Source organism: Halomonas sp. NO4 (assembly GCF_010994375.1).
Lineage (GTDB): Bacteria > Pseudomonadota > Gammaproteobacteria > Pseudomonadales > Halomonadaceae > Halomonas.
Genome location: NZ_WHMA01000025.1, coordinates 1 through 22154 on the forward strand (window position 1 = coordinate 1; position 22154 = coordinate 22154).

Genomic DNA, 22154 nt, shown 5'->3' on the forward strand with positions numbered 1-22154 from the left:
TTGCCCGTCGCCGGCAGCGGATGCGTACTTTACGGCCTGGGCCGGAGCGACGCAAGGGGTTTTACCGAAAAATGTCCGGCAGATGACCCGGACCGGGAACATGGCCATCCACAGGGCCGTGGCGAAAGGCGCTGTGGATAAGTCATCGCCGGCCGGCAGACGGCGCAACACCCGAGCAAGGCGGGCGTTGTGTGTACTTTCCCCTGTTGTATGTGCTTTCCCGAGTCGTGGCGTACCGAGATCAGCGCAGGATCACGCGAGCATAGCGCTTCTTGCCCGCCTGGATGACGTAGCTCGTGCCCGTGTCGAGCATGTGGTCGCGCTCGACCACCTCGCCATCGACCTTGACCCGTCCGTTGCCCAGCATGTCCTTGGCTTGAGCGCTGTTCTTGGTCAGCCCCGAACGGTTGAGCACCGCCGCGATGGGCGCCTGGGCACTGCCCTCGAAATCCACTGTCACCTCGGGCAGGTCCTCCGGCAGCTCACCCTCCGCGAGCAGGTTGCCGGCGGACTTGTGGGCATGCGCCGCGGCCTCCTCACCGTGATAGCGCCCGATCAGCTCGCGGGCCAGAACCATCTTGATGTCGCGCGGATTGGCGCCGGCCTCGACGTCGCGCTTGAGCGCGTCGATCTCCTCGTTGGACTTGAGCGAAAGCAGCTCGAAGTAGCGCCACATCAGACTGTCGGGCATGGAGACCAGCTTGTTGAACATCGCCCCCGGCGCCTCGTCGACGCCGACATAGTTGTTCAGCGACTTGGACATCTTCTGCACGCCGTCGAGCCCCTCGAGCAGCGGCATGGTGATCACCACCTGGGGCGCCTGGCCGAAGTGCTTCTGGATCTCGCGCCCCATCAGCAGGTTGAACTTCTGGTCGGTACCGCCCAGTTCCACATCGGCCTCGAGGGCCACGGAGTCGTAGCCTTGAACCAGCGGATAGAGGAATTCGTGGATGGAGATCGCCTGATTGGCCGTGTAGCGCTTGTCGAAGTCGTCACGCTCGAGCATGCGCGCCACGGTACTCTGGCCTGCCAGCTCGATCATGTCGGCGGCGCTCATGGCCGAGAACCACTCGGCGTTGAAACGCACCTCGGTCTTCTCGGGGTCGAGGATCTTGAAGACCTGCTGCCGGTAGGTCTGGGCGTTGGCGCGCACTTCCTCTTCGGTGAGCGGCTTGCGAGTGACGTTCTTGCCGGTGGGATCGCCGATGCGCCCGGTGAAGTCGCCGATCAGGAAGATAACCTCGTGACCCAGGTCCTGGAACTGGCGCATCTTGGTCAGCAGCACGCTGTGGCCCAGGTGCAGGTCTGGCGCCGTGGGGTCGAAGCCGGCCTTGATGCGCAGCTTGCGCCCGGACTCGAGCTTCTTGACCAGCTCTTCCTCGATCAGGATTTCATGGGTGCCACGCTTGAGCAGCGCCAGCGCGCTCGCGACATAGGTCATCGTCTCCAACTCCACAGATACGGTTGTCGGTCCTGTACGCAGGCTCCTTCGAATGGGGCAGGATGGTAGCATGTCTTGGCGCCTTGCGGTGGCGCGGCCGCGACTGGGAGAGCCCCATGCCCTACTTCATCGGACTGATGTCCGGCACCAGCCTGGACGGCATCGACGCCGCCCTCGTCGAGTTCGATGCCGCAGGCAGCCCTCGCCTGCTCGCCACACACGACGAGCCCATGCCGGATGCGCTGCGCGACGCGCTGTGGCAGCTCTGCCACGCCGAAGAGGCCAGCTTCCGCGAGCTCGCCGCCGCCGAGGATGCCTTCTGCCGGCTGCAGGCCCGGGCGGTGGAGACGCTGCTGGCGGCCAGCGGCACGCCGCGCACGGCCATCGCCGCCATCGGCAGCCACGGCCAGACCATCGAACACGCCCCGACCGGGCACCATGGCGGCCCGGCCTATACCCTGCAGCTCGACAACCCCAGCCTGCTCGCCGAGCTGACCGGCTGCCCGGTGGTGGGCGACCTGCGCCGCCGCGATCTGGCCGCCGGCGGCCAGGCCGCCCCCCTGGCGCCGGCCTTCCACGAGGCGCTGTTCCGCGGTGGCGACGCTTGGCGGCTGGTGCTCAACCTGGGGGGCTTCGCCAACCTGACCCTGCTGCCGCCAGTCGGCAGCGAGGCCGCGGTGCTGGGTTTCGACACCGGTCCGGCCAACGTGCTTCTCGACGCCTGGCACGCCCGCCACCGCGGCGGACACTTCGATGCCGATGGCGCCTGGGCCGCCTCGGGCAGCGTCGATAGCGACCTGCTCGAACGGCTGCTCGCCGACCCCTTCTTTCACCAGCCGCCGCCGCGCAGCACCGGACGGGAGCACTTCCATCTCGACTGGCTCCAGGGCCATCTCGCGGACACCGAGTCGCCGGCCGACGTCCAGGCCACCCTGGCCGAGCTCACCGCCACGAGCGTGGCCCTCGGCGTGGAGATGGCCCGCGAGCAGCTGGACGCCCCGCCGGCCGAGGCGCTGATCCCCTGCGGCGGCGGCGCCCACAACCGCGACCTGTTGGCGCGCCTGGCGCGCCACCTGCCGGAGACGTCGCTGGTACCCAGCGACGACTGGGGCTGGCCGGCCGACTGGCTGGAAGCCGGCGCCTTCGCCTGGCTCGCCTGGCGACGCCTGGCGGGGCAGCCCGGCAACCTGCCCAGCGTCACCGGCGCGGCCGGTCCACGGGTGCTGGGCGGCCTCTACGCCCCCTAGCCAAAGCCCAGCCCCCTCCGTCCTAGAAGTCGTCCTCGTCGCGCAGCGAGAGCTTCTGCGCCGAATCCTGCGCCCGGGCCAGCGCCTCGCTGCCCTCGTCGCCGTACTTGATCATCATGCGCAGGTCATTGGCCGAGTCGGCGTGCACCATCGCCACCTCCTCGCTGATCTGGCCCGCCTTGAAGAGCTCGAAGAGCGCCTGGTCGAAGGTCTGCATGCCAAGATCCCGCGAGCGCGCCATGACGTTCTTGATCTCGCCCACGTCGCCCTTGCGGATCAGGTCGCCGACCAGCGGCGTGCGCAGCAGTACCTCGATGGCCGGGCAGCGGCCGCCGTCGCGAGTGGGCAGCAGCTGCTGGGCGACGATGGCGTGCAGGTTGAGCGACAGGTCGAGCCAGATCTGGTCGTGACGCTCGTGGGGGAAGAAGTGAATGATGCGATCCAACGCCTGGTTGGCGTTGTTGGCGTGCAACGTCGCCAAGCAGAGGTGGCCTGTCTCGGCGAAGGTGAGGGCGTGCTCCATGGTCTCGCGGGTGCGCACCTCGCCGATCAGGATCACATCCGGCGCCTGGCGCAGGGTGTTCTTCAGCGCCACCTCGAAGGACTCCGTGTCGATACCCACCTCGCGCTGATTGATGATCGCCTTCTTGTGCGGGTGGACGTACTCGATGGGGTCCTCGACGCTGATGATGTGGCCGCCCACTGTCTCGTTGCGCTGCTGGATCATCGACGCCAGGGTGGTCGACTTGCCGGTGCCGGTGCCGCCCACCACGAACACCAGGCCGCGCTTGATATTGGCGAGCTCGCCGAGCACCGGCGGCAGCGACAGCTCCTCCAGGTGGGGAATCTCGTAGCCGATGCGGCGAATCACCATGGCCAGCTGGTTGCGCTGCTGGAAGGCGCTGACCCGGAAGCGGCCGCGCCCCGAGAGACTCAGCGCGAAGTTGGCCTCGCGCTCCTCGCGGAAGCGCTCCCGGTGAGCCTCGGGCAGCGCGGCGGCGACCAGCTCGCGCACCTGCTCCACCGAAAGACGCTGGTCGCCGAGCGCGATCAGCTGGCCGGCGATCTTGATGGTGGGCGGTGCCTGGACCGAGATCAGCAGATCCGAGGCCTCCTTCTGGGCCATGATGCCCAGCAGCTGTTCCAGCCATTCGCGTGCGGTCATCTACCTGCTCCTGCATCGATGGGTGTCAGCCGCCTCACGGCGACAGCATGCTCTTGGCGCGGGCCTGGGCCTCGTCACGGGCCACCAGGTTGTCGCTCACCAGCTTGGCCAGGCTGGCATCCAGGGTCTGCATGCCCAGGTTGCCACCGGTCTGGATGGCCGAGTAGATCTGCGCCACCTTGTCCTCGCGGATCAGGTTGCGCACCGCCGCCGTGGCAATGAGGATCTCGTGGGCCGCCACGCGCCCGCCACCTTGGCGCTTGAGCAGGGTCTGGGCGATCACCCCCTGCAGCGATTCCGAGAGCATCGAGCGCACCATGGCCTTCTCCTCGCCGGGGAAGACATCGATGATCCGGTCGATGGTCTTGGCCGCCGAGGTGGTATGCAGGGTGCCGAACACCAGGTGGCCGGTCTCGGCCGCGGTCAGCGCCAAGCGGATCGTCTCCAGGTCGCGCAGCTCACCGACCAGGATGACGTCGGGGTCCTCGCGCAGGGCGCTGCGCAGCGCCGGGGCGAACCCCTGGGTGTCGCGGTGCACCTCGCGCTGGTTGATCAGGCAGCGCTTGCTGCGGTGCACGAACTCCACCGGATCCTCGATGGTGAGGATGTGGTCATAGCGGTTGTCATTGATGTAGTCGATCATCGCCGCGAGCGTCGTGCTCTTGCCCGAGCCGGTGGGGCCGGTCACCAGCACCAGGCCGCGCGGCAGCAGCGCCAGGCGGCGGAAGACATCGCCCAGGCCCAGGTCGTCCATGGTCAGCACCTCGCTGGGGATGGTGCGGAACACCGCCCCCGCGCCGCGTGCCTGGTTGAAGGCGTTGACACGGAAGCGCGACACCCCGGGCACCTCGAAGGAGAAGTCGGTCTCGAAGTGCTCCTCGTAGTCGCGGCGCTGGCGATCGCCCATGATGTCGTAGATCAGCTTGCGTACCTCCCGGTCATCCATGGCCGGCACGTTGAGGCGGCGGATGTCGCCGTCGACGCGAATCATCGGCGGCAATCCCGCCGAGAGGTGGAGATCGGAGGCGTTCTGCTTTGCCGAGAACGCCAGCAGTTCGGTAATATCCATGCACTTCCCCTGCTCCAGGTAAGGTTCCCCCAGTATGCCAGAGCTTTCGACATCACGGACTTCCTGTGACTGAGATGACGGATCTCATACTTCGCGAGTCGCTGGCGGCCGCCCGCAAGCGGCTGTCGTGCGCCCTGGCCTCGGCCGGGCGCCCTGCCGATGGCGCGCGTCTGCTGGCCGTGAGCAAGACCAAACCGGCCGGCATGATCCGCGCCGCCTGGCAGCTCGGGCAGCGCGATTTCGGCGAAAACTACGTCCAGGAGGCCCTCGACAAGCAAGCCGAACTGGCCGACCTGGACGGGATCGTCTGGCATTTCATCGGCCCCCTACAGTCCAACAAGACCCGCACGGTGGCCGAGCATTTCGCCTGGGTGCACAGCGTCGACCGCGAGAAGATCGCCGTGCGTTTGAACGATCAACGCCCTGCGGCGCTCGGCCCGCTCGATGTCTGCCTGCAGGTCAACGTCAGCGGCGAGGCCACCAAGGCCGGGGTCGGCCTGGAGGAGCTCGGGGCGCTCGCCGAGCGGGTCGTCGCGCTGCCCAACCTGCGCCTGCGCGGCCTGATGGCGATTCCGGCCCCGGCCGAGGGGCTCGCCGCGCAGCGCCTGCCCTTCGCCCGCCTGCGCGAGGCCCTCGAGGCGCTGCGCACGCGCCTGCCCGAGGCGCCGCTGGACACCCTTTCCATGGGCATGACGGCCGACCTGGAAGCCGCCGTGCTGGAAGGCGCCACCCTGGTACGCCTGGGCACGGCGATCTTCGGGGAGCGCACCACGCCCTAGCAACAGCGACCGGCGCATCCGCCGCTGGCGAGTCACCACGAATTGGAAGAAGGACACAACGCATGGCCAGCAGAGTCACCTTCATTGGCGCCGGCAACATGGCCAGCGCCATCATCGGCGGGATGATCGACAACGGCTACCCCGCCACCGCCATCACCGCCACCTCGCCCAGCGACGCCTTCCTGGCGCCGGTGCACGAACGCTTCGGCATCCACACCGACACCGACAACGTCACCGCGGTGCGCGATGCCGATGTCGTGGTCCTGGCGGTGAAACCCCAGGTGATGCGCGAGGTGTGCGAGGGCCTGCGCGACAGCCTGCAGCGCCAGCGCCCGCTGGTGATCTCGGTGGCCGCGGGCCTCACCGCCGAGACCCTCGACACCTGGCTCGGCGGTGGCCTGCCGCTGATCCGCTGCATGCCCAATACCCCCTCGCTGGTGGGTGCCGGCGCCTCCGGCCTCTACGCCACTCCCCAGGTCAGCGACGCCCAGCGCACGCAGGCCAGCGAACTGCTCGAGGCGGTGGGGCTGGTGGAATGGGTCGACGACGAAGCCCTGCTCGATGCCGTCACCGCGGTCTCCGGCAGCGGCCCGGCCTATTTTTTCCTGATGTTCGAGGCCATGGAGGAAGCCGGCGTCAAGCTCGGCCTGCCCGCCGAGACGGCGCGCCGCCTGGCCATCCAGACCGCCCTGGGGGCGGCGCGCATGGCGGCGCAGAGCGACCAGGAGCCGGCCCAGCTCAAGCGCAACGTGATGTCGCCCGGCGGCACCACCGAGCGCGCCATCGAGCACCTCGAGCAGGCCGGCCTGCGTCGCGCCCTGCTCGACGCCATGGATGCCTGCGCCGCCCGCGCCCGTGAAATGGCCGAGGAACTCGGCAAGCGCTGATCGCCCCACCCGCGCGCCTCACGCGCCTGTACGCACACGACATGGAGGAGCCCTGATGGGCAGTCAACTGGGAAACGCCGGCCTGCTGCTGGTCAACACCCTGATCAACATCTACCTGTTCCTGATGATGCTGCGCTTTTTGCTGCAGGCATCGCGGGCCGATTACTACAACCCGCTGAGCCAGTCGGTGGTCAAGATCACCCAGCCGGTGGTGGGCCTCTTCCAGGGCTTTCTCGGCCCGGTGATGGGCCGCTTCGACCTGGCCACCCTGGCCGCCGCCCTGGTGCTCAAGGCCGTCGCCATCGTGGTGATCCTGCAGGTGGCCGGGTTCGGCATGCCGCCCATCGCCAGCATCGCCATCGGCGCCGTGGCCGCGCTCGCCAACGCCATTCTCAAGATCTACTTTTTCGCGCTGATCGTGATGATCATCCTGAGCTGGGTGGCGCCCAACGCCAGCCATCCCGGTGCGCTGCTGGTCATGCAGCTGGTGGAGCCGATCATGGCGCCGGTGCGCAAGGTGATCCCTCCGCTGGGCATGATCGACCTGTCACCCATCGTGGTCTTCATCGCCATCAGCCTGATCGACGGTATCGTGGTCGGCTCGCTGACCCGGGCCGCCGGTGTCGCCGGCGCGCTGGTCGGCCTGTGAGCCAGCCCGACCTGAGTCGAACCCCAACGACGGGACACCCACGCCCCATGCCCGATCTTCCCCGCGATTCGGTCGGCCTGGTGACGCCACAGACGGCACACTTCGACGACCCCCTGGCCCTGGCCTGCGGCCGGACGCTGCCGGCCTATGACCTGGTCTTCGAGACCTACGGCACGCTCAACGCCGAGCGCTCCAATGCCGTGCTGATCTGCCATGCGCTGTCGGGCCATCACCACGCCGCCGGCTACCACAGCGCCGAGGAGCGCAAGCCCGGCTGGTGGGATGCGCACATCGGCCCCGGCAAGTCCATCGACACCGAGCGCTTCTTCGTCGTCTCGCTGAACAACCTGGGGGGCTGCCACGGCAGCACCGGGCCGGTGAGCGTCAATCCCGAGACCGGCCGCCAGTGGGGGCCGGACTTTCCCATGATGACGGTAGGCGACTGGGTCCACAGCCAGGCGCGCCTCGCCGACCGCCTGGGGATCGAGCGCTTCGCCGCAGTGATCGGCGGCAGTCTCGGCGGCATGCAGGTGCTGCAGTGGACGCTCACCTACCCGGAGCGGATCGCCAACGCCGTGGTGATCGCCGCCACGCCCAAGCTCTCGGCCCAGAACATCGCCTTCAACGAGGTGGCACGCCAGGCGATCCGCTCCGACCCCGAGTTCTTCGAGGGCTGGTACGCGCAGCACGGCACGGCGCCGCGCCGTGGCCTCAAGCTGGCGCGCATGGTGGGCCATATCACCTACCTGTCGGAAGACGCCATGGGCAGCAAGTTCGGCCGCGATCTGCGCAGCGACGACCTCAACTTCGGCTACGACGTGGAGTTTCAGGTGGAGTCCTACCTGCGCTACCAGGGCGATACCTTCTCGAGCTCCTTCGACGCCAACACCTACCTGCTGATGACCAAGGCGCTCGACTACTTCGACCCCGCCGCCGCCCACGGCGGCGACCTGGCACGGGCCCTGGCGCCGGCCGCCTGCCCCTTCCTGGTGGTGAGCTTCACCAGCGACTGGCGCTTCCCGCCGTCGCGCTCGCGGGAGCTCACCAACGCCCTGATCCGCGCCGGCAAGCCGATCAGCTATGTCGACATCGACTCGCCCCACGGCCACGACGCCTTCCTGCTGCCGGAGCCGCGCTACCAGGCGGTGTTCTCGGCCTTCATGACACGCGCCGCCCGAGACCTGGGCCTGGCAACGGGGACGGAGGAGACAGCCTGATGCGCACCGATCTCAAGCTGATCCACCGCTGGGTACCCCAGGGTGCCCACATTCTCGATCTGGCCTGCGGCGACGGCACCCTGCTCGCCGCCCTGGCGCGCGACAAGGGCGTCACCGGCTACGGCCTGGAGATCGATCCCGACGGCATCACCGCCTGCATCGCCAAGGGGGTCAGCGTCGTCGAGCAGAACCTCGATGCGGGACTCGCCAATTTCGAGGACGACAGCTACGACCTGGTGGTGATGACCCAAGCGCTGCAGGCGCTGCGCCGCCCCGACCGCATGCTCGACGAGATGCTGCGCGTCGCCGACGAGTGCATCATCACCTTCCCCAACTTCGCCTACTGGCGCCATCGGGTGCACCTCGGCATCCGCGGCTACATGCCGGTTTCCAAGTCGCTGCCCCACGCCTGGTACGACACCCCCAACATCCACCTGTCGACCTTCAACGACTTTGAACACCTGTGCCGCGACAAGGGTCTCACCATCACCGACCGGGCCGTGGGCATCCGCGACCACGAGGGGCACTGGACCTCGCGCCTGTGGCCCAACCTGTTCGGCGAGATCGCCATCTTTCGCGTCGGCCGCCAGTCCGGCTGACGCGCGGCTGCCAAACGAGGAACTCGTCATGAGGCATCGCACCGTCCTGTGTCGTCTGAGCGCGGCCCTGCTGCTCGCCCTCTCCCTGCCGCTCGCAGCCCAGCAGTTCGAGCAGGTGGGTGACTACCAGATCCATTACAGCGCCGTGAACACCAGCTTTCTCTCCGAGGAGATCGCCCGCGCCCACGACATCCCGCGCAACCGCGCCATGGCGCTGCTCAACGTGAGCGTGCTCGAGGAGCGCGACGACGGCACCACCCGGCCGGTGAACGCCCAGGTCGACGGCCAGGTCGGTGAGCTGGGCAGCGACACCGGCTCGCCGCTCGCCTTCCGCACCCTGCGCGACGACGACGGCCTGCTGTCGCAGGTCGCCGTGTTCCGCATCCACGAGGACGCCCCCATGCGCTTCGACCTGGACGTGCGTTACGACCGCAACGCCGAGCCCGCCGAGGTGAGCTTCATCCAGCGTTTCTATATCGAGCGCTGAAGAGGGCGTTTTCAAACTACTGTGCGGCCTGAAGGGCTCCATCCAAGCGCACCGGAAGCCGCCCGCCCAAGCGGATCGCCACAGGCCGGCCGTGGCGCCGCTCGACCTCGCAACCGTGCGCCAGCACCTCGACGCCCGCCCCCGCCACGCGTGACAGTATCGCGGCATAGGCCGGGTCGAGGTGTGCGGCCGGGGCCACGTCGGGAATGCCCTCGTGGGCCACGCAGAACAGCAGCACAGCGCGGTGGCCCTGCCCGGCCAGCGCCGCCAGCGCCTCCAGGTGCCGTCGGCCTCGCTCGCTCACCGCGTCGGGAAAGTAGCCATGGCCGTCAGCCTCCCTGAGCGTGACCTGCTTGACCTCCACGAAGGCCGTACCGCGCACCGGGTCCTCCAGGCGAAAGTCGAGCCGCGTCTTGCGCTCGCCCGCCACCGTCACCGCCGCCTCGCGTCGGAGCGCCGCGTAGCCGGAAAGCCCCGACACCCGCCCGTCACTCAGTGCCTCCTCGACGAGGCGATTGGCCCGCCCGGTGTGCACCGAGGCCAGGGCCAGGGTGCCGTCGGGCTGGGGCAGCTCGATCAGCTCCCAGGTCCAGGCCAGCTTGCGCGCCGGGTTGTCGCTCGGCGCCAGCCACACCCGGCAGCCCGGCACGTTGACCGCGCGCATCGAGCCGGTGTTGGGGCAGTGGGCGACCACCTCGCGGCCATCGTCGAGGCGTACGTCGGCCAGAAAGCGCTTGTAGCGGCGCAGCAGCGTGCCGGGCACCAGTTCGGGGTAATCCATGCGGCTCCCCTAGCGCCGCGCCAAGAAGCGCTCGAGGCGCGCCACCGCCTCCTCCAGCCGGGCGATGCCGGTGGTGAAGGCGATGCGCACGTGGTGCTCGCCACCCTGGACGGCGAAGTCGGTGCCCGGGGTGATGGCGACGTTCTCCTCCTCGAGCAGCGCCCGGCAGAAGGCCTCGCTGTCGCGGCTGTAGTGCGAGATGTCGAGCCACAGGTAGAAGGCGCCCTGGGGCGGCAGCGCCGGCGCCAGCTGCAGCGCAGCGAGCCCGGCAAGCAGGGCATCGCGACGCCGGCCGAGCTCGATACGGCGCTGCTCAAGGATGTCGCGGCACTCGGACGTGAAGGCCGCCAGGGCGGCGTGCTGGGCGGGCGTCGGCGCCGCCAGGAAGACGTTCTGCGCCAGGCGGGTGAGCGGCTCCACCGCCGCCTCGGGCGCCAGCAGCCAGCCCAGGCGCCAGCCGGTCATGCCGAAGTACTTCGAGAAGCTGTTGACCACGAAGGCATCCGGGGTGATCGACGCCGCCGACAGCGGCGGCAGATCGTAACAGAGCCCCTGGTAGATCTCGTCGACCAGCAGGTGGCCACCGCGATTCGCCACCGTCTCGGCCACGGCCGCGAGCTGCCCGGCGTCGAGCATGTGGCCGGTGGGGTTGGACGGCGTGGCAAGCATCGCCAGGCGCGTGGCGTCGTCCCAGTGGTCAGCGACCAGGCCGGCATCGAGCTGCCAGGCACTGGCGTTGTCCACCGGCACGGCATCCACCTCGGCCCCGGCCAGCGCCATGAGGTGGCGGTTGCAGGGATAGTTGGGATCGGCCATCAGCACCCGGTCGCCGGCCCCCACCAGCAGCTGGCTGGCCAACAGCAGGGCACCGGAGGCGCCGGGGGTGACCAGGATGCGCGCCGGGTCGACCGCGGCGCCGAAGTGCTCGGCGTAGTGGCCGGCGATCGCCTCGCGCAGCGCCGGCAGCCCGGCAGCCGGCGTGTAGCGGGTGTGACCGGCGGCTAGAGCCGCCTGGCCGGCCGCCACCACCGGCTCGGGGGTGGCGAAGTCGGGCTCGCCCACCTCCAGGTGAATGACGTCATGGCCGGCGGCCTCCCGGGCCTGGGCGATCTCCAGCAGGCTCATCACCCGAAAGGGGGCGACACGCGCGACGCGCGAGTTCCACGGCATGGCAGGCTCCTTGGCAGCGCTTGGGGGTTGGTGGGCCGGCTCGGCCCGCCGCATGATCACCGGGCCATTCTAGCGACTTTGTCGAATCTCGCCTAAACCCGGCACGCCAGAGGTTGCAAAGCCGGCATTTTTCCGCTAAACAAGCATGCCTTTGGCGTGAGATACCTGACCCCGTGGCGGGTATTGATCAGCAGTCACTCAAGTAACGAGGCACTCCCATGCCAGTAGCCGACACCAAGACGGAAGCGCCCAAGAAATTCACCCCGTACGAGCCGGCGCCGGGTGAAGAGTACATGAACGAACAGCAGCTGGAGCACTTCCGACAGATCCTGCTGGGCTGGAAACAGGAGCTCATGGAGGAGGTGGACCGCACCGTGCGCCACCTTCAGGAGGAGGCGAACAACTACGCCGACCCCGCCGACCGCGCCACCCAGGAAGAGGGCTTCAGCCTGGAGCTGCGCACCCGCGACCGCGAGCGCAAGCTGCTCAAGAAGATCAACGAGACCCTCGAGAAGATCGACGAGGAGGACTATGGCTTCTGCGAGGCCTGCGGCGTGGAGATCGGCATCCGCCGCCTGGAAGCCCGTCCCACGGCCACCCTCTGCGTGGACTGCAAGACCCTCGCCGAGCTCAAGGAGAAGCAGCTGGGTGGCTGAGCGGCTGCTTCGCTGCACCCTCGTGACGGGCACCCCAGGGTGCCCGTTTGCGTAACGGCCACTCCCGGCAGGAGTCGCCCATGCCCCACTACCGCGGCCGCTTCGCCCCCACGCCCTCCGGGCCGCTGCACTTCGGCTCGCTGGTCGCCGCCCTGGCCAGCTACCTGGACGCCCGCCAGGCGGGCGGCGAGTGGCTATTGCGCATCGAGAACATCGACCCGCCGCGCTGCGTGCCCGGTGCCGCCGACGCCATCCCGCGCCAGCTCGCGGCCTTCGGCCTGCACTGGGACGGCCCGGTGCTCTGGCAGCACGACCGCGACGCCGCCTACCGGACCGCACTGGAGTCACTCATCGCCCGGCAGCTGGCCTACCCCTGCAGCTGCTCGCGCAAGCAGTGGCGCGACTACCCCATCTACCCGGGCTGGTGTCGCGACGGGCTGAGCGAGCCGGACGCGCCCGCCGCCTGGCGGCTGCGCAGCGACCGCGGCCTGCGCCCGGTGACCTGGGAGGATCGCCTGTTCGGCCACCAGCACTTCGACCCGGCGCTGCTCGGCGACGTGGTGCTCCAGCGCAAGGATGGCCTCTGGGCCTATCAGCTCGCCGTGGTGGTGGACGACGCCGACCAGGGGATCAGCGACGTGGTGCGCGGCTTCGACCTGCTCGACAACACCCCCTGGCAGCGGGCGCTGCAGCACGCCCTGGCGCTGCCCGTGCCGCGCTACCTGCACCTGCCGCTGATCCTGGGCGAGGGCGAGCAGAAGCTCTCCAAGCAGAACCACGCCCCGCCGATCCCCGAAGACACCGAGGCGGCGCGACCGCTGCTCCACGCCGCCCTGGCGGCACTCGACCAGCGACCTCCCGCCGAACTCGCCACGGCGCCGGTCGCCGAGCAGCTCGCCTGGGGCGTGACCCACTGGTCGGTGGCGCGCATTCGCCCGCAATCCACCCGGCGCATCGCGGCGCCTTCCGACTGAGCGAGGCACCGGCCATGTACGTCTACCGCATCATGCTGCTGCTGGTGTTCGTGGGTTACTTGCTCTCGCCGCTGCTGATGAGCGGCTGGTCGAGCCCCGGCGTGGCCTGGTACCGTCCCTTCGCCATCTGGGGCGTGCTGATCGCCCTCACCCTGTGGCTGGAGCAGAAGAGGAAACTCGATGAGCGCTGAGCTGGCGCGCCTCTCCCCGGGCGGCCTGGTCGCCCTGGGTACCGGCTACCTGCTGGTGCTCTTCCTGCTGGCCCTGGCCGTGGAGCGCGGCTGGGTCGGCCGCGCCGTGACCCGCCATCCTGCCGTCTACACGCTGGCACTGGGCGTCTACGCCAGCGCCTGGGCGATCTACGGCAGCCTGGAGCTTGCCGCCAGCAGCGGCTACGGCTACCTCGCCTACTACCTGGGCGTGGCCGGCGCCTTCCTGCTCGCCCCGGTGCTGCTGGTGCCCATTCAGCGCTTGACGCGCAGCTATCAGCTCGCCTCCCTGGCCGACCTCTTCGCCTTCCGCTTCCGCTCGCGCTGGGTGGGCACCCTGATCACCGTGGTCAGCCTGCTCGCCGTGCTCCCGCTGCTTGCCCTGCAGGTGCAGACCCTGGGCGACAGCATCCAGCTGTTGACCGGCGCCGCCTCGCCGGGCCTGCTGGCACTGGTCTTCTGCGCCCTGAGCGCCCTGTTCGCGATGCTCTTCGGCGCCCGCCACAGCCGCCTGCACGCCCGCCACGACACCCTGCTCGCGGTGATCGCCTTCGAGTCGGTGATCAAGCTCGGCGCCCTGCTGACCCTCGGTGCCGTCGCCCTGTTCGGCGTCTTCCACGGCCCCGCCGATCTCCAGGCGTGGCTCGACGGCCCCGGCCAGCTGCACCAGGCCGCCAGCGCCCAGCCCGATGCCGCCCACTGGCGCACCCTGCTGCTGCTCTTCTTCGCTGCGGCGCTGCTCATGCCGCACATGTTCCACATCACCTTCGCCGAGACGCTGTCGCGGCGCACCCTGCTGCAGGCGAGCTGGACCCTGCCGCTCTTCCTGCTGCTGATGGCCATTCCGGTGCCGCTGATCCTGTGGGCCGCCCAGGCCCAGGGGCATGACCAGGCCGTGGGTAGCGCCTACCTGGCGTTCATGTTGTCGGAGGCCGCCTGGGTGGGGGCGCTCGCCTTCCTGGCCGGCCTGGCCGCGGCGAGTGGCACCATGATCATCATCGCCCTGGCCCTGTCGGGGATGATCCTCAACCACGTGCTGCTGGTCGCCCACCCGCCCGACGCCCAGCCCGATCTCTACCGCTGGCTGCGCTGGCTGCGCCGGGCGCTGATCGCCGCGGTGATCCTCGGCGGCTGGCTCTTCTATCACCTGATCGGCGTACACCACGACCTGACCACCCTGGGGCTCGCCGCCTTCGTCGGCATGGCGCAGTGCCTGCCGGGCCTGCTGGCGCTGCTCTACTGGCCCGGGGCCAATCGCAAGGGGATGGTCGCGGGGCTCACGGTCGGCACCCTGATATGGCTGGCCGGCCTGTGGCTGCCGCTGCTCGCCGGCTGGCCGGCGCTGGTGCTCATTCCCCCGGGGCTGGAGGGCCTTGCCGGCGAGCCCGGCTGGTACGTCGTGGCGCTGGTCTCGCTGGCCGCCAACAGCCTGATTCTCATCCTGGTATCGCTGGCCAGCCACACCTCCGCCGGCGAGCGTGCCGCCGCCGAGGCGTGCTCGGTGGACGCGGTGATCCGCCCCAAGCGCCTGCCGCTGCAGGCTGCCACCGGCGCCGACTTCACGCATCACCTGGCGCGGGCGCTGGGCAAGGAGGTCGCCGAGCGGGAGGTGGAGCGCGCCCTGGCCGACCTCGGCCTGTCGCCGCTCGACGGGCGCCCCTATGCGCTGCGCCGGCTGCGTGACCGCATCCAGGCCAATCTCTCCGGCCTGATGGGCCCCTCGGTGGCCCAGGACATCGTCGACCGCTACCTGCCCTATCGCCACGGGGGCCAGGATGCCACCGAGGACATCCACTTCGTCGAGAGCCGCCTGGAGGCCTACCGCTCACGGCTCACCGGCCTGGCCCGCGAACTCGACGGCCTGCGCCGCTACCACCGCCGCATCCTCGCCCGCCTGCCCGTGGGCCTGTGCACCTTCGGCGTCGACGACGAGCTGCTGATGTGGAACGACGCCCTGGCCGAGCTCTCCGGCATCGACGGCACAAGCGTGGTCGGTGCTCGCCGCGACGGCCTGCCAGCCCCCTGGGGCGAGCTGCTCGGTCGCCTGCTCGCGGCACCGGACGATCACCTCTACAAGCAGCCGGTGACACTTGGCGGCACCACCCGCTACCTGACGCTGCACCGCGCCGAGCTGCCCGCCGACGACGACCTCCGCGGCGGCACGGTGATCCTGATCGAGGATCACAGCGAGCTGAAGTGGCTGGAGGACGAACTGGTCCATGCCGCGCGGCTCGCCTCCATCGGGCAGGTGGCCGCCGGCGTGGCCCACGAGATCGGCAACCCCATCACCGGCATCTCGTCGCTGGCCCAGAACCTGCGCTACGACACCGAGGACCCCCAGGTGCTGGAGACCGCCGGGCAGATACAGCAGCTCACCGACCGCGTCTCGCGCATCGTCTCCTCGCTGGTCGGCTTCGCCCATGGCGGGCGCCATGTGGGCGGCAGCCGCTTCGCGCCGGTGGCCATCGCCACGGTCACCGAGGAGGCACTGCACTTGATCCGCCTGGCGCGCTCGGGCGAGGATGTCCATTACCGTAATCTCTGCACGCCCGACCTGGAGGCGATCGGCGACGCCCAGCGGCTGCAGCAGGTGATGATCAATCTGCTCAGCAACGCCCGGGACGCCAGCGAGCCCGGCGGAGAGATCACCGTCGCGGCCGACCGCGAGGGCGACTGGCTCAAGGTCAGCGTCACCGACGAGGGCCACGGACTCGACGACCGAATGCGCGAGCACCTGTTCGAGCCGTTCACCACCACCAAGCCGCCGGGTGAGGGAACCGGCCTGGGGCTGCCGCTGGTCTACAGCATCGTTGCCGAGCACCACGGACGGATCGAGATCGACTCGCCGCCTCCCGACCGGACGCGCGGCACCCGCATCAGCCTCTGGCTGCCCACCGACCGACAGGATGGTGACACCACCGATGAGCCGGATTCTGATCGTTGAAGACGAAGCCATCATCCGCACGGCCCTGCGCCGCCTGCTCGAGCGCCACGACTATCGCGTCAGCGAGGCCGGCTCCGTGGACGACGCCCTGGCCCTGGAGCCGAACGGCTTCGACCTGGTGATCAGCGACCTGCGCCTGCCGGGCGAGCCCGGTACCGAGCTGATTGCACGCGCGGCACCGACGCCGGTGCTGATCATGACCAGCTACGCCAGCATGCGCTCGGCGGTCGATGCCCTCAAGCAGGGGGCAGTGGACTATGTCGCCAAGCCCTTCGATCACGACGAGCTGCTGGAAACCGTGGCCCGCGTGCTGCACCAGCAGGCGTCGCGGTACACCGAACCCCCGGACATCACCGACAAGGCCGGCGCCCGCCATCAGATGATCGGCGAGTGTTCGGCCATGCAGGCGGTCTACACGCGCATCCGCAAGACCGCCCCAGCCGACGTCACCGTGCTGATCCAGGGCGAGTCGGGCACCGGCAAGGAGCTGGTGGCGCGCGCCCTCCACCAGCAGAGCCAGCGCACCCACGCCCCGCTGATCTGCGTCAACTGCGCTGCCATCCCCGAAACGCTGATCGAATCGGAGCTGTTCGGCCACGAGAAGGGCGCCTTCACCGGGGCCAGCGCCGCGCGTACCGGCCTGGTGGAAGCCGCCGACGGCGGCACCCTCTTCCTCGACGAGATCGGCGAGCTCCCGCTGGACGCCCAGGCGCGCCTGCTGCGCGTGCTGCAGGAGGGCGAGATCCGCCGCATCGGCTCGGTGGAGACACGCCACGTGGACGTGCGGTTGATCGCCGCCACCCATCGCGACCTGCGCGCACTCTCCAAGACCGGCGAGTTCCGCCTCGACCTCTACTATCGCCTCAACGTGATGCAAATCGACCTGCCGCCGCTGCGCGACCGCGAGGACGACATCCTGATGATCGCCGACGTGCTGCTGGAGAAGGCGTGCCGCCGCCACGGTCGCAGCGGCCTGCGCCTCTCCCGCGCCACCCGCCAGGAAATTCGCCAATACCCCTGGCCCGGCAACGTGCGCGAACTCGAGAACGCCCTGGAGCGCGGCGTCATCCTCGCCGAGGGGCACCTGATCCACCCCGATGACCTGGGCCTCACCCCGGGGCCGGCCAGCGTCGCCCGCCCCCCGGCCGAGCCGACCCCGCGCAGCCTCGAATCCGCCGCGGACGACGCGGCCGAGGGCGAGGAGGACCTCTCGCTGGAGGACTACTTCCAGCACTTCGTGCTCGAGCACCAGGACCAGATGAGCGAGACCGAACTGGCCCAGAAGCTCGGCATCAGTCGCAAGTGCCTGTGGGAGCGCCGCCAGCGCCTGGGCATCCCGCGCAAGAAGCCGGCACGCCGCACGGCCAGCTGAGTCTGCCAGGCCACCGCTACGACCATGGTTGAACGCCCGGCACACCCGCGCCTTGCCGGGAATTGTCGTGCGCCCCCGGCGACTTCTGCACCAGGTGTTACCTTCCCACACAGCAAGCGCCCCGCTTTGGCGCGAAGGCGGTAACACATCCTCCGCTCACGCCTCCGCTCGCGCCGCCGTGATTTTATAGCCAGCTGTTTTCCCAGAAAAAAGACCATCATGGCACATGGCATGCAACTCCCATGGCAAGAAAAACAACATCCGGCTGTCCCCGCGCCAACAACAACAACCAGGCGGCCAGGCGAGACAGGGCCCGTGCCAACAACAACAACCACGGGCCGTGGGATGACGCGGAAACGGGCGCAACAACAACTACACAGGCCCCGGCATCTTCCGCCCTTCGCTCCCCAACAACAACAATCAGCGAAGCACCGGATCCATCAGGACGCGACGCGCTCACTCGGCCACCAACAAGAACAAGGGCCGTCACGGCGCACCTTCGGCCAACAACAGCAACAAGCCGAAGGGAGGCAATCTGAATGCCGTCGTGGTTGGATTATTGTTTTGAATACGAGACGGTCGCTATCAGGAACGTCGACAAGCACAACAACACGGCTTGCCTGTGAACGCCTTGGTGACTGTGGTGCGTATTCAAGGCGATGCGCCATCACGAAGAAGAAACAGCCGCATGGATGCAGCGTTTTCGACCTGTCAGAGGAGGCCTTCGGGCCTCCTCTTTTGCTGTGGGCGCCACCCACGGGTGTTTCCCAAGGTGTCGGGGGTCGGCTACACTCTAGGGTTTTCGCACACCGCGCGAGGCGATATCGCCGCATGTTCAAAGGATTTACCCGCTTTCTGCAGAGTCCCGGCGCTCACCTGCGCACTCTCTTCGGCCCCGAGGAAGCCGCCGCCGGCGGCCGTGCCGGGCCCCTCATCATTCCCCGCAGCGACCATCCCGTATCGCGCCAGCACTTCAGCGAACCGGCGCTCAAGGTGCTCTATCGCCTGCACAACGCCGGTTTCGAGGCCTATCTGGTGGGCGGCTGCATCCGTGATGCACTGCTCGGTCGCATGCCCAAGGACTTCGACGTAGCCACGGATGCCACGCCGGAGCAGCTACGCGACCTCTTCCGGAACTCCCGGATCATCGGCAGACGCTTTCGCATCGTGCACGTGCGCTTCGGCCGCGAGGTGATCGAGGTCACCACCTTCCGCGGGCGGCACGGCGATGACCACGGCGACCACATCGCCCATCGCTCCGAAGAGGGCCTGCTGCTGCGGGACAATGTCTGGGGCAACATCGAGGAAGACGCCCTGCGCCGCGACTTCACCATCAATGCCCTCTATTACAGCATCGCCGACTTCTCGATCCACGACTTCGCCAACGGCGTGCACGACATCGAGACGCGCACATTGCGCCTGATCGGCGATCCGGAGACCCGCTACCGCGAGGACCCCGTGCGCATGCTGCGCGCGGTGCGCTTCGCCGCCAAGCTCGACTTCCAGCTGGCTCCGACCACCGAAGCGCCGATCGAGACGCTCGCCCCGCTGCTGCTGCAGATTCCGCCGGCGCGCCTGTTCGACGAGATTCTCAAGCTGTTCATGGCCGGCCATGGCGTGGCCACCTTCCGCCTGCTGCGCCACTACGGCCTGTTCGCCATGCTCTTCCCGGAAACCGAGGAAGTCATGGCCGAGCTGCCCTGGGCGGAACCGCTGATCGAGGCGGCTCTGGCCAGCACCGACCGGCGCGTCGAAGAGGAGCGCCCGGTGACGCCGGCCTTCCTGTTCGCCGCCCTGCTGTGGGGCCCGAGCCAGCAGCGCCAGGCAGCCCTGGAGGCCGAGGGCATGCCGCCCATCCCCGCCCAGCAGGCCGCCGCCCAGCAGGTGATCTCCCGACAGTTGCAGCACATCGCCATCCCCAAGCGCTTCAGCCTGCCCATGCGCGACATCTGGGAACTCCAGCAGCGCCTGCCCAAGCGCAGCGGCAAGCGCGCCCGCCAGACCCGCGAGCACCCGCGCTTCCGCGCCGCCTACGACTTCCTGCTGCTGCGCGAGGCCGCCGGCGAGATCGCCCCGGGGCTCGGCGACTGGTGGACCGCCTTCCAGGACGGGGACGACCACGAACAGGCACGCCTGCTGGACAAAGCAGGCGACGACACCGGCCCGGGCGGCAACGGTCGCGGCCGCCGCAGGCCCCGCAAGCGCCGGCGGCGCAGCACACGCCCCGAGTCATGAGCCTGGAGCGCCACCTCTACGTCGGGCTGGGCAGCAACCTCGACGACCCGCAGGGCCACGTCGAACGGGCGCTCGAGGAACTCGACCGGCTGCCCCTCACCCGTCGGCTTTCGGGCTCGCGGCTCTATGCGAGTCGCCCCCTGGGGCCTCAGGACCAGCCCGACTTCATCAACGCCGCGGCGCGCCTGGAAAGCCGGCTCTCGCCGCTCGCCCTGCTCGACCAGTTGCAGGCGCTGGAGCAGCGCCATCGCCGCCTACGTCGCCGGCGCTGGGGCCCCCGGACACTTGACCTCGACCTGCTACTCTACGGAGGGCTGTCCCTGCACACACCGCGCCTGACGCTGCCCCACCCCGAGATGCTGGGCCGCAGCTTCGTGATGGTGCCGCTGGCCGAGCTAGCGGGCTCGTGGACCCTGCCGGACGGGCGCACGATCGCTGCCGTGGCGGCCGGTCTGGACGGCACCGACCTGCACCCGGTGTTACCGGCGATCTGACGACAACCCGCCAGGTGTTACCTATCGACACCCTCGGGCGATTCGGGTAACAATCGCGGGTTACACCGAGGCCGAGGGGTAACGGCCCCGACGACACGACGAGAGCACGCCATGAAAACCGTGACCTTGAGCACACTGAAGGCCCGCAAGCAGGCGAGCGAGCCCTTCAGCTGCCTCACCGCCTACGACGCCACTTTCGCCCACGCGGCCGGCGAAGCCGGTATCGAGGTACTGCTGGTGGGTGACTCCCTGGGCATGGTGCTGCAAGGGCATCCCAGCACCCTGCCGGTGACCCTCGACGACATCTGCTACCACACCCGCTGCGTGGCCCGCGGCAAGGGCGGCAGCCTGCTGATGGTCGACCTGCCGTTCATGAGCAACGCCACCACCGAGCGCCTGCTGAGCGACGCCGGGGCGCTGATGCGCGCCGGCGCCGAGCTGGTCAAGGTCGAGGGCGAGGCGTGGATGGCCGAGGGCATCCGCGAGCTGACCCGCCGTGGCGTCCCGGTGTGCGCCCATCTGGGCCTCACCCCGCAGACCGTCTACCAGCTGGGCGGCTACAAGGTGCAGGGCCGCGACAGCGAGCGCGCCGCCCAGATCCTCGAGGATGCCCGTACCCTGGTGGAGGCCGGCGCCTCGGTGATCCTGCTGGAATGCGTCCCGGCGAGTCTCGGCCGCGCGGTGAGCGAGGCGCTCGAGGTGCCGGTGATCGGCATCGGCGCCGGCCCCGATACCGACGGCCAGATCCTGGTGATGCACGACGTGCTGGGGGTCACCCACGGCCGCACGCCGCGCTTCGTCAAGAACTTCCTGGCCGAGGCCGACAGCGTCGAGGATGCCTTCCGCCGCTACCACGACGACGTCAAGGCGCGTCGTTTCCCGGCCCCCGAGCACTGCTTCTGACCCCGGAGCCCGCCATGCGTACCCTGCGCGACATTGCCGCCCTGCGCGAGGCACTCGACGACCACCGCCGCCGCGACCAACGCATCGCCCTGGTGCCCACCATGGGCAACCTGCACGACGGCCACCTGGCCCTGGTCGCTGCGGCGCGCCGCCAGGCCGAGGTGGTGGTGGCCACCATCTTCGTCAATCCGCTGCAGTTCGGCCCGAACGAGGACCTTGCCGCCTACCCGCGCACCCTCGCCGAGGATCAGGCGAAGCTCGAGGCCGCCGGCTGCGACCTGCTGTTCGCCCCGGACAGCGCCGCGCTCTACCCGCACGGCCTGGACCACCAGACCCAGGTGCGCGTGCCCCAGGTGAGCGAAGGGCTGTGCGGCGGCGCCCGACCCGGCCACTTCGACGGCGTGGCCACCGTGGTCGCCATGCTCTTCAACCTGGTGCAGCCGCATCTCGCCTGCTTCGGCGAGAAGGATTACCAGCAGCTGGCGGTGATCCGCAAGATGGTCGCCGATCTGCATTTCCCCCTGGAGATCGTCGGCGTACCCATCGTGCGCGCCGAGGACGGCCTGGCGCTCTCCTCGCGCAACGGCTACCTCTCCGATGCCGAGCGCCAGGTGGCGCCGGCGCTCTACCGCACCCTGAGCCGGGCGCGCGACGCCCTGGAGGCGGGCGAGGCGCCCGAGCCGGTGCTGTCCGAGGCCAACGAGGCGCTGCGCCAGTCGGGATTCGCACCCGATTATCTCGAACTACGCGCCCGCGACCTGGGCCCCGTCACCGCCACCACCCGGGAAGCCGTGCTGCTCGCTGCGGCGCGGCTCGGCCCGGCGCGCCTGATCGACAACCTGACCCTGACGCTGCCCACCTGAGGCAGCGCCTCAT

General features: G+C 69.3%; 21 protein-coding genes. 16 read left to right on the forward strand and 5 right to left on the reverse strand.

All coding sequences use genetic code 11. The annotated features are described in order from the left end of the window. Window positions 1-241: 241 nt before the first annotated feature. Window positions 242-1441: a tyrosine--tRNA ligase gene (gene tyrS / locus FEF15_RS14565; protein WP_163559898.1), complete on the reverse strand. Its 1200-nt coding sequence runs from the start codon at window positions 1439-1441 to the stop codon at window positions 242-244. A gap of 116 nt (window positions 1442-1557) precedes the next feature. Between tyrS and FEF15_RS14570 the strand changes: the two genes are divergently transcribed. Then, window positions 1558-2688: an anhydro-N-acetylmuramic acid kinase gene (locus FEF15_RS14570; RefSeq protein ID WP_163559899.1), complete on the forward strand. Its 1131-nt coding sequence runs from the start codon at window positions 1558-1560 to the stop codon at window positions 2686-2688. A 22-nt stretch (window positions 2689-2710) separates the two neighbouring features. On the opposite strand, the gene FEF15_RS14575 is transcribed toward FEF15_RS14570, so the two are convergent. Then, the gene (locus tag FEF15_RS14575) at window positions 2711-3853 is read right to left on the reverse strand and encodes a PilT/PilU family type 4a pilus ATPase (RefSeq protein ID WP_163559900.1); all 1143 of its coding nucleotides are present in this window, start codon (window positions 3851-3853) and stop codon (window positions 2711-2713) included. Window positions 3854-3887: 34 nt separating this feature from the next. Further along, a complete protein-coding gene (locus tag FEF15_RS14580) occupies window positions 3888-4922 on the reverse strand; it encodes a type IV pilus twitching motility protein PilT (protein WP_163559901.1) in 1035 nt (344 codons plus the stop codon). Between the two features lie 74 nt (window positions 4923-4996). Here FEF15_RS14580 and FEF15_RS14585 point away from each other — a divergent pair, with 74 nt between their 5' ends. From FEF15_RS14585 to FEF15_RS14610, 6 genes are all read left to right on the forward strand, one after another. Beyond that, window positions 4997-5701: a YggS family pyridoxal phosphate-dependent enzyme gene (locus FEF15_RS14585; protein WP_163559902.1), complete on the forward strand. Its 705-nt coding sequence runs from the start codon at window positions 4997-4999 to the stop codon at window positions 5699-5701. 62 nt (window positions 5702-5763) lie between these two features. Continuing rightward, on the forward strand, window positions 5764-6588 hold the full coding sequence (proC, locus tag FEF15_RS14590) for a pyrroline-5-carboxylate reductase (RefSeq protein WP_163559903.1): 825 nt from the start codon (window positions 5764-5766) through the stop codon (window positions 6586-6588). Between the two features lie 55 nt (window positions 6589-6643). After that, the gene (locus FEF15_RS14595; protein WP_163559904.1) at window positions 6644-7237 is read left to right on the forward strand and encodes a YggT family protein; all 594 of its coding nucleotides are present in this window, start codon (window positions 6644-6646) and stop codon (window positions 7235-7237) included. Window positions 7238-7284: 47 nt separating this feature from the next. Then, the gene (locus FEF15_RS14600) at window positions 7285-8454 is read left to right on the forward strand and encodes a homoserine O-acetyltransferase (RefSeq protein ID WP_163559905.1); all 1170 of its coding nucleotides are present in this window, start codon (window positions 7285-7287) and stop codon (window positions 8452-8454) included. Continuing rightward, window positions 8454-9053: a methionine biosynthesis protein MetW gene (gene metW / locus FEF15_RS14605; protein ID WP_163559906.1), complete on the forward strand. Its 600-nt coding sequence runs from the start codon at window positions 8454-8456 to the stop codon at window positions 9051-9053. Before FEF15_RS14600 ends, metW begins: the two co-directional genes overlap by 1 nt. Before the next feature lie 28 nt (window positions 9054-9081). Further along, window positions 9082-9540: a DUF4426 domain-containing protein gene (locus FEF15_RS14610; RefSeq protein ID WP_163559907.1), complete on the forward strand. Its 459-nt coding sequence runs from the start codon at window positions 9082-9084 to the stop codon at window positions 9538-9540. A 16-nt stretch (window positions 9541-9556) separates the two neighbouring features. On the opposite strand, the gene sfsA is transcribed toward FEF15_RS14610, so the two are convergent. Continuing rightward, window positions 9557-10321 (reverse strand): DNA/RNA nuclease SfsA, encoded by a 765-nt coding sequence (sfsA, locus tag FEF15_RS14615; protein ID WP_163559908.1) that lies wholly within the window; start codon window positions 10319-10321, stop codon window positions 9557-9559. Between the two features lie 9 nt (window positions 10322-10330). Next, entirely contained in the window at window positions 10331-11491 is a 1161-nt protein-coding gene (locus FEF15_RS14620) for an aminotransferase class I/II-fold pyridoxal phosphate-dependent enzyme (protein WP_163559909.1), read from the reverse strand. A 218-nt stretch (window positions 11492-11709) separates the two neighbouring features. Between FEF15_RS14620 and dksA the strand changes: the two genes are divergently transcribed. The 9 genes from dksA (at window position 11710) to panC (ending at window position 22141) form a co-directional block, all read left to right on the forward strand. After that, entirely contained in the window at window positions 11710-12147 is a 438-nt protein-coding gene (dksA, locus tag FEF15_RS14625; RefSeq protein WP_163559910.1) for an RNA polymerase-binding protein DksA, read from the forward strand. Between the two features lie 80 nt (window positions 12148-12227). Further along, entirely contained in the window at window positions 12228-13121 is an 894-nt protein-coding gene (gene gluQRS / locus FEF15_RS14630) for a tRNA glutamyl-Q(34) synthetase GluQRS (protein WP_163559911.1), read from the forward strand. Between the two features lie 14 nt (window positions 13122-13135). Beyond that, window positions 13136-13312 carry a hypothetical protein gene (locus FEF15_RS14635; protein ID WP_163559912.1) on the forward strand — a complete coding sequence of 59 codons (177 nt, stop codon included), beginning with the start codon at window positions 13136-13138 and terminating at the stop codon, window positions 13310-13312. Next, on the forward strand, window positions 13302-16274 hold the full coding sequence (locus tag FEF15_RS14640; RefSeq protein WP_163559913.1) for an ATP-binding protein: 2973 nt from the start codon (window positions 13302-13304) through the stop codon (window positions 16272-16274). The genes FEF15_RS14635 and FEF15_RS14640 overlap by 11 nt, the downstream gene beginning before the upstream one ends. Beyond that, window positions 16252-17646, forward strand: a complete 1395-nt coding sequence (locus FEF15_RS14645; protein ID WP_163559914.1) for a sigma-54 dependent transcriptional regulator — start codon at window positions 16252-16254, stop codon at window positions 17644-17646. The genes FEF15_RS14640 and FEF15_RS14645 overlap by 23 nt, the downstream gene beginning before the upstream one ends. Before the next feature lie 831 nt (window positions 17647-18477). Continuing rightward, window positions 18478-19881 (forward strand): polynucleotide adenylyltransferase PcnB, encoded by a 1404-nt coding sequence (pcnB, locus tag FEF15_RS14650; protein WP_163559915.1) that lies wholly within the window; start codon window positions 18478-18480, stop codon window positions 19879-19881. Continuing rightward, on the forward strand, window positions 19878-20375 hold the full coding sequence (folK, locus tag FEF15_RS14655; RefSeq protein WP_163559916.1) for a 2-amino-4-hydroxy-6-hydroxymethyldihydropteridine diphosphokinase: 498 nt from the start codon (window positions 19878-19880) through the stop codon (window positions 20373-20375). The genes pcnB and folK overlap by 4 nt, the downstream gene beginning before the upstream one ends. A gap of 111 nt (window positions 20376-20486) precedes the next feature. Continuing rightward, window positions 20487-21278: a 3-methyl-2-oxobutanoate hydroxymethyltransferase gene (gene panB, locus FEF15_RS14660; RefSeq protein WP_163559917.1), complete on the forward strand. Its 792-nt coding sequence runs from the start codon at window positions 20487-20489 to the stop codon at window positions 21276-21278. A 14-nt stretch (window positions 21279-21292) separates the two neighbouring features. Beyond that, complete coding sequence (panC, locus tag FEF15_RS14665) at window positions 21293-22141, forward strand: pantoate--beta-alanine ligase (protein WP_163559918.1); 849 nt, start codon at window positions 21293-21295, stop codon at window positions 22139-22141. Window positions 22142-22154: the final 13 nt, after the last annotated feature.

What these genes read in the sequence shown, in the direction of transcription:
- tyrS (WP_163559898.1), bottom strand. Translation starts at nt 1,441, where the DNA reads ATGACCTATGTCGCGAGCGCGCTGGCGCTGCTCAAGCGTGGCACCCAT.
- FEF15_RS14570 (WP_163559899.1), top strand. Translation starts at nt 1,558, where the DNA reads ATGCCCTACTTCATCGGACTGATGTCCGGCACCAGCCTGGACGGCATC.
- FEF15_RS14575 (WP_163559900.1), bottom strand. Translation starts at nt 3,853, where the DNA reads ATGACCGCACGCGAATGGCTGGAACAGCTGCTGGGCATCATGGCCCAG.
- FEF15_RS14580 (WP_163559901.1), bottom strand. Translation starts at nt 4,922, where the DNA reads ATGGATATTACCGAACTGCTGGCGTTCTCGGCAAAGCAGAACGCCTCC.
- FEF15_RS14585 (WP_163559902.1), top strand. Translation starts at nt 4,997, where the DNA reads ATGACGGATCTCATACTTCGCGAGTCGCTGGCGGCCGCCCGCAAGCGG.
- proC (WP_163559903.1), top strand. Translation starts at nt 5,764, where the DNA reads ATGGCCAGCAGAGTCACCTTCATTGGCGCCGGCAACATGGCCAGCGCC.
- FEF15_RS14595 (WP_163559904.1), top strand. Translation starts at nt 6,644, where the DNA reads ATGGGCAGTCAACTGGGAAACGCCGGCCTGCTGCTGGTCAACACCCTG.
- FEF15_RS14600 (WP_163559905.1), top strand. Translation starts at nt 7,285, where the DNA reads ATGCCCGATCTTCCCCGCGATTCGGTCGGCCTGGTGACGCCACAGACG.
- metW (WP_163559906.1), top strand. Translation starts at nt 8,454, where the DNA reads ATGCGCACCGATCTCAAGCTGATCCACCGCTGGGTACCCCAGGGTGCC.
- FEF15_RS14610 (WP_163559907.1), top strand. Translation starts at nt 9,082, where the DNA reads ATGAGGCATCGCACCGTCCTGTGTCGTCTGAGCGCGGCCCTGCTGCTC.
- sfsA (WP_163559908.1), bottom strand. Translation starts at nt 10,321, where the DNA reads ATGGATTACCCCGAACTGGTGCCCGGCACGCTGCTGCGCCGCTACAAG.
- FEF15_RS14620 (WP_163559909.1), bottom strand. Translation starts at nt 11,491, where the DNA reads ATGCCGTGGAACTCGCGCGTCGCGCGTGTCGCCCCCTTTCGGGTGATG.
- dksA (WP_163559910.1), top strand. Translation starts at nt 11,710, where the DNA reads ATGCCAGTAGCCGACACCAAGACGGAAGCGCCCAAGAAATTCACCCCG.
- gluQRS (WP_163559911.1), top strand. Translation starts at nt 12,228, where the DNA reads ATGCCCCACTACCGCGGCCGCTTCGCCCCCACGCCCTCCGGGCCGCTG.
- FEF15_RS14635 (WP_163559912.1), top strand. Translation starts at nt 13,136, where the DNA reads ATGTACGTCTACCGCATCATGCTGCTGCTGGTGTTCGTGGGTTACTTG.
- FEF15_RS14640 (WP_163559913.1), top strand. Translation starts at nt 13,302, where the DNA reads ATGAGCGCTGAGCTGGCGCGCCTCTCCCCGGGCGGCCTGGTCGCCCTG.
- FEF15_RS14645 (WP_163559914.1), top strand. Translation starts at nt 16,252, where the DNA reads ATGAGCCGGATTCTGATCGTTGAAGACGAAGCCATCATCCGCACGGCC.
- pcnB (WP_163559915.1), top strand. Translation starts at nt 18,478, where the DNA reads ATGTTCAAAGGATTTACCCGCTTTCTGCAGAGTCCCGGCGCTCACCTG.
- folK (WP_163559916.1), top strand. Translation starts at nt 19,878, where the DNA reads ATGAGCCTGGAGCGCCACCTCTACGTCGGGCTGGGCAGCAACCTCGAC.
- panB (WP_163559917.1), top strand. Translation starts at nt 20,487, where the DNA reads ATGAAAACCGTGACCTTGAGCACACTGAAGGCCCGCAAGCAGGCGAGC.
- panC (WP_163559918.1), top strand. Translation starts at nt 21,293, where the DNA reads ATGCGTACCCTGCGCGACATTGCCGCCCTGCGCGAGGCACTCGACGAC.